This is a genomic window from Sphingomonas sp. (assembly GCF_036388215.1).
GTDB lineage: Bacteria > Pseudomonadota > Alphaproteobacteria > Sphingomonadales > Sphingomonadaceae > Sphingomonas.
On the sequence record NZ_DASVSH010000006.1, the window covers coordinates 1 to 1949 of the forward strand.

Annotated in this window: 3 protein-coding genes; all 3 read left to right on the plus strand. The window is 63.2% G+C overall.

Going from position 1 to position 1949, the window contains the following annotated elements:
- Positions 1 to 391: 391 nt before the first annotated feature.
- Entirely contained in the window at positions 392 to 865 is a 474-nt protein-coding gene (locus tag VF617_RS02730) for a response regulator (RefSeq protein WP_331013326.1), read from the plus strand.
- A complete protein-coding gene (locus VF617_RS02735) occupies positions 837 to 1697 on the plus strand; it encodes an EAL domain-containing protein (RefSeq protein WP_331013327.1) in 861 nt (286 codons plus the stop codon). Before VF617_RS02730 ends, VF617_RS02735 begins: the two co-directional genes overlap by 29 nt.
- Before the next feature lie 69 nt (positions 1698 to 1766).
- Positions 1767 to 1949 (plus strand): hypothetical protein (locus VF617_RS02740; protein ID WP_331013328.1); only part of this gene is annotated, 183 nt, incomplete at its 3' end.

Here is a 1949-nt window from a genome sequence, read left to right on the forward strand (position 1 = left end):
TGCCTCGTTTCCGGTGTTTCTCGCCGACGGCAGCTTCTTCGGCACCTTGTGCGCGATCGACCCCGCGCCCCGGCAGCTTTCCACGGCGGCCGTCCTCGCCAACCTGCGCGACTGCGCGAACCGGGTTGCCGCGATCCTCAGTGCCAGCAGGGCCGCTGAACTATAGGATTGGCGATGACAAGGCGCAGCAAGTAAACGATAAGTATAATAGCATCCTTAATAACATGTTAATACAAAACACTTACATGTAAGTTGGCATCGCGGAACCTCTGAACTCCACTGCACGTTATTGCGGCCAGTTGATGTACTGCTCGCAACATTACGGGTATCGGGCTTCGGGGAGCGTGAGATGCATTCATCCGCAATTGACTTGAGCATAAGCGAAGCCGCGGTGCCGGAACACCTGCGCGCCGACGCCTTCCTTCGGGCAAGAAACCCGGAGCCTTCGATCCTGGTGATCGACGATGAGCCCATTGTCGCGCGGATGATCGCGCACGTTGCGGAAGAATGCGGCTATCGGGCCAGATTCACGATCAATGCCGCCGCCTTTCGCGCGCAATACGCGCTCGAGCGCGCCGACATCGTGTTGCTGGATCTCTCCCTCCCCGGCGGCGACGGCGTCGAGCTGCTGAGGTTCCTTGCCGAGCAAGGCTCCACATCCGTGATCTTCATCGTCAGCGGCTTCGACCGCCGCGTCCTGGAAGCGGCGCAACGCCTGGGAGAGGGCCTTGGCCTGAACATGGGCGGCACGCTCACCAAGCCCGTTTTCGTCCGCGATCTGGAGGGGGCGCTTGCCGGCGCCAATCATCTGCTCGCCGCCAAAGAAGGGAGCCGCCATGACAGCCGCGTCTGCCTGGGAGCATAAGGTCGCGACGCGCCTGCAGCTTGCGCTGGGCCGGGGCGGCTTGTCCCTAGCCTATCAGCCCAAGATGCACCTGGGCACCGGAACGGTAACCGGCGTCGAGGCGGTCGCCCGCTGGGACGACGCGGAGCTCGGCGTCGTCTCCCCGGCTGAGTTCGTGCCCGTAGCCGAAAGCTGCGGGCTGATCGATGCGCTCACGCAGTGGGTGCTGGAAACGGCGGTACGGCAGTGGGCCGAATGGCGGGAGCAGGGCTCGCAGACGCACCTGTCCGTCAACGTCTCCGCGCTCAACCTGCGCGATCTGTTTCTGCCCGATCACATTCAGCGGCTTTGCATGGCCGAGGGCATGCCTTGCGAGTTTCTGACGGTGGAGGTGACGGAAAGCGCGACCCAGAACGTGATGCGCCTGCTCGACACCCTCACCCGCTTCCGAATCAAGGGCATCCAGGTTTCGCTCGACGATTTCGGCACCGGCTATTCGTCGCTGCTGCAGCTCAGGCAGCTTCCTTATTCCGAGATCAAGATCGACCAGTGCTTCGTGAAGGACCTCGCCGCCTCGGAGGAGGCGCGGCTGATCGTCAAGGCGGTGATCGATCTTGCGCATGGCATGGGGCTGGTCGCCACCGCGGAGGGCGTCGAGGACGTCGAGACCCTGGAGCTGCTGCGCGGCATCGGCTGCGACGACGCCCAGGGCTTTCTGATCGCCGAGCCGATGGATGGCCGAAGGCTGGTGGAATGGCTGATGCGATTCACCCCTCCCCTCGCCGCCGCAACCGGGCCGGACACCGGACACGGCCAAGTCCTGCGGATGCACCATCACGCCGCGGCGGCATGAGCGACAAGGCGGCACCTTAACCTTCAGGCGCTACTGCGCCGAAACGTATGATCATCAGGAGTTTTTCAAATGACCGAGTCTTCATCAAGCATCATGGCAATCATCCTGGGCCTCGGCGTCTTCGCGATCATCGTCGCGGTGGGATGGCGCAGCGTCCAGAACCGCCGCATCCTGCGCTTGCAGGGCGCCAACGGTGCCGAGACGATCATCGTCGCGCTTGAAGACGACGACATCAGCAGCGTCACCACCACC